This is a genomic window from Roseovarius sp., from assembly GCF_018066915.1.
Lineage (GTDB): Bacteria > Pseudomonadota > Alphaproteobacteria > Rhodobacterales > Rhodobacteraceae > Roseovarius.
Genome location: NZ_JAGPVV010000030.1, coordinates 1 through 3,620 on the forward strand (window position 1 = coordinate 1; position 3,620 = coordinate 3,620).

Below are 3,620 nucleotides of genomic sequence, written 5' to 3' on the forward strand. Positions count from 1 at the left end.
CACCTCTCGCGTCGCCGTGGCCCTCGCCCGCTCTCGCCTGATGGGCGCGCGCTATCCCTATTACCTGCTGGCCGACAGCCCCGAGGGGCAGGCCAAGGAAGGCGAGATCACCCGCACGCCGCCCAAGACCACGCCCACCCATGGCAGCATCCGTCAGGGCTTTGTGTATGACCGCGTGCCGCACATCACCCTGAAATCCATCGCCAACAACGCCGAAATCGACGTGATCTGGGACCGGATGCAGCCCGCCGTTGACGCGGCCTTGGCCGATCTCAACGCCGCGATGCGCGGCCATCCCACCCCCTTTCCCGTCAAGACCGGCGGGCGCGCGGGCAAGACCATCGACTTTGCCGTCACCGGCACCGTGACGCTCCCCTCGGGTGAAGAGGCCCCGGCAAACGGGTTCATGGAATGGGAAGTGCCCCGCGACTGCGCCGACGACCGCACCGACGCCATACCGACACGATACCGACGTGAATCTGAGGCGTTTTGGCAGGCCCGCATCGCCCGCCAACGCGAAATCGACGCCAGCATCGCGGCCAAGGCCGAGTTCGAGTATCTCTATGACAAACCCTTTACCGATAACTCCAAAACCCGCGTCGCAGGCCCCTTTACGGTCGAGAGCCTGTCACCCCACCGCACGTTGGCCGTCGATTGGGATGACGAGCTGATCGACACCTATGAAGCCGCCGAGGGCAAGCGCCGCGCGTCTGAAAAATCACATGATTTCAAAGATTTTGCGCATATGATTCTGGAAAACCTCAAGGCCGCAGGCGTGCAGCAGGCGCATAAGGAGGACCGGATCACCTTTACCGCCCTGCACGGCTGGCCTGGCAACTGGATCGCCGCCGAGGGCACCTTTATGGAAGGCGATACCGAGCGTCGTGCGGGCATCTTCATCGGCCCCGAATTCGGCACCGTGTCCCGCCCCGATCTGGTCGCCGCCGCTAGGGAATGTGGTGACGCAGGTTTCGATCTCATGATCTCGTGTGCCTTCAACTATGACGCCCATTCCTCCGAGTTCGACAAACTGGGCCGGATCAAGGTGCTCAAGGCCCGCATGAACCCCGACCTGCACATGGGCGGCGATCTGAAAACCACCGGCGCGGGCAATCTCTTTGTGATCTTCGGCGAACCCGATATTCGCATTATGGATCAAGGGGATGGCACGGTAACAGTGCAGGTTTTCGGCGTCGACGTGTTCAAGCCCCAAACCGGCGAGGTGCAAAGCGAGGGCACCGACGGCATCGCGCTCTGGATGCTCGACACCGATTACAACGAGGAATCCTTCTTCGTCCGCCACGCCTATTTCCTTGGTGCCAACGACCCCTACAAGGCGCTGAAAACCACGCTGAAAGCCGAGATCGACGAAGAGGCTTGGGAGAGCCTCTATTCCGACACCTCGCGCCCGTTCGTGAAGCCCAAGTCGGGCCGGATCGCGGTCAAGGTAATCAACCACCTCGGCGACGAGGTGATGAAGGTTTTTGCGGTGGAGTGAGACGATGAAAGCACCAATAAGCAAGCCGGTAAATGACACGCAACGCGCATTCAATGAGCTCTGCGAAAAGGGCGGCGGAGTAAGGGGGGGCCCCGCCCGCGGAAAAGTTCTGGCGCTTCTTAAGGAAACCGGACAGTCCTTGAACAAACTGGCGACCTCAGAGATGAGGTCCCACCTAACTGCATTTCCTACCGCCAATCCTTGGCATGTTTGCTTCGCAGTCGGGCTGTCTTGGGGCCATCTGGCCCAACTGGAGCTGCAGTTTACCGAAGCTGTCTGCAACGTCCTCAGCGACTGGAACACGACAGACCTGAACACCGCAAAAGGCTTTCATATGGAACGGGGCCCAACCCCGATTGAGCAGTCCCTGATCGGCGCGCACATCCTTTTCGGCAAGGTCACGCTGCCGCCCACCCTGCCCGATACACTTGAGAAACTCGGCAGGGCCCAGGAACGCTGGCTAAGCCCTATCCTGAATCCCAAAGAACGCCCGCCCTATATCGGCGCCTGGAATGCGACGGCGATGTTTATGACAGCGCTTTTCGGCCAGCCAGCATTAGCTGCGACGCAGAAGTCTCCACCACCCATGCTGCCACCAGGGGGCCCGATCTTTGCAGGGCTCTCATTGTTGCATCGCACTGGAATTCTAAGCAAACCACCTGCAGGCAGTGACTTGGACGATGCCTCCTTCGAGCCGGGCGCGATTTACGAGAACAACGGGTTATTCGCTGAGCTCTGCGCGCAACTACCCGACTGGAGCCTGATCGACATCCACTCGGGCGTGTACATGCTCGGCACAAAGCATCCCCATTCCGGTAATTGGGTGTAGGGAAACAGAAAGCGCATGGAATTCCGCATCGCAGACACCTTCACCGACAGTCTCGCCCGCCTGACTGGTCAGGAACAAAAGGCCGCGAAAACAACGGCCTTCGATCTGCAATTGGACCCCGCAGCTAACGGGCTCTCTTTCCACAAACTTGACCGCGCCAAGGACAGCAATTTCTGGTCTGTGCGTGTAAATGCCGATATCCGGATCATCATCCACCGCACCACCGCCAGCATCCTGCTGGTCTACGTCGATCATCACGATGACGCCTACAAATGGGCCGAACGGCGCAAGATCGAACGCCACCCGACGACCGGTGCGATGCAGCTGGTCGAGGTGCGCGAGCGGGTTGAAGAGGTGGAAATCTTCAAGCCCAAGGAGGTGGCCGCCCCCACACCCACCGCCGAACCTGCCGTTCGCCTATTCGACAACCTCCGCAAATTCGAGCTGATGGCCTTTGGCGTGCCAGAAGAATGGGTGAACGATGTTCGCGCAGCAACCGAGGACACCTTGTTCGACATTATCGAACACCTGCCACAAGAGGCGCAGGAAGCGCTGCTGAAATTGGCCGTGGGAGAGAAACCAGCACCGCCCGAGCCCGCGCCTGTCGAAGCTGATCCCTTCGCCCACCCGGATGCCCAGCGCCGCTTCCGTGTGCTGACCAACGCCGAAGAACTGAAGCAGGCACTGGATTACCCTTGGGATAAATGGGCGGTGTTCCTTCACCCCGCCCAAGCCGATCTGGTCGAGCGGTCCTTCACCGGTCCGACCCGCGTGTCTGGATCGGCCGGAACCGGCAAGACCATCGTGGCACTCCACCGCGCGGTTCATCTCGCGCGCGTCAATCCCGACGCAACCGTGCTGCTGACCACCTTTTCCAAAGCTCTGGCCAATTCCCTGCGGGTCAAACTGGCCAGCTTGGTAGCGGGTGAGCCAGTGATCGCGGCCCGTATCGTCGTGAAAGCAATTTCGTCAGTTGGCTATGACCTCTATTCTGAACGGTTCGGCCAACCCCAAATCGCCGCCCCCGCTGTGATCCGCTCGCTGATCGCCAAGGCAGCATCGGAGGTCGAGGGCCACCGTTTCTCTGCCCATTTCCTCGTTGGCGAGTGGGAGGACGTTGTGGACGCCTGGCAGTTGCGATCCTGGGACGAGTATCGAGACGTGTCCCGCCTTGGTCGCAAGACCAGGATTGGCGGTAAACAGCGTGAAACCCTCTGGGCAATCTTCGAACGTGTGCGGGCGGGACTCGTCGAACGGCGTGTTGTCACTTGGTCCGACGTGTTCGGACGATTG

Annotated in this window: 2 protein-coding genes and 1 pseudogene; all 3 read left to right on the forward strand. The window is 60.4% G+C overall.

Annotated features, from left to right (window positions below; all coding sequences use genetic code 11):
- Positions 1-1,498, forward strand: a pseudogene (locus KBT70_RS01735) (site-specific DNA-methyltransferase); the annotation flags it as partial.
- Positions 1,499-1,502: 4 nt separating this feature from the next.
- Positions 1,503-2,327 carry a hypothetical protein gene (locus tag KBT70_RS01740; protein WP_296628050.1) on the forward strand — a complete coding sequence of 275 codons (825 nt, stop codon included), beginning with the start codon at positions 1,503-1,505 and terminating at the stop codon, positions 2,325-2,327.
- 15 nt (positions 2,328-2,342) lie between these two features.
- Positions 2,343-3,620: UvrD-helicase domain-containing protein (locus KBT70_RS01745; protein ID WP_296628052.1), on the forward strand; the 1,278-nt coding region annotated here is incomplete at its 3' end.